The following is a 221-nucleotide window of genomic DNA, read 5'->3' on the forward strand; positions in this document are numbered from 1 at the left end:
CGGACGCTGGGTATGGTAAAAGCGTAGATAGGCCGTAATGGCTTTACGAAGCGCCCGAGGGTCTTCGTACTCGTTCAAATAGATCTCCTCGTATTTGAGCGAACGAAAGAAGCGTTCCGTACGGCTGTTGTCTCGCGCTCGGCCCTTACCATCCATAGACACTTTTCTGGTGCTTCACCAATAAATCCAAGTAATCCGGATTCGTAAAATGACTGCCCTGA

1 protein-coding gene is annotated in these 221 nt (G+C 49.8%); it reads right to left on the reverse strand.

Going from position 1 to position 221, the window contains the following annotated elements:
• Window positions 1-156, reverse strand: a 156-nt coding sequence (locus NR121_RS25135) for an integrase core domain-containing protein (protein ID WP_375162550.1), incomplete at its 3' end; no start/stop codon positions are given.
• Window positions 157-221 lie beyond the last annotated feature (65 nt).

Origin of the sequence: Paenibacillus sp. Pae15, assembly GCF_024519685.1 — a bacterium.
GTDB lineage: Bacteria > Bacillota > Bacilli > Paenibacillales > NBRC-103111 > Paenibacillus_G > Paenibacillus_G naphthalenovorans.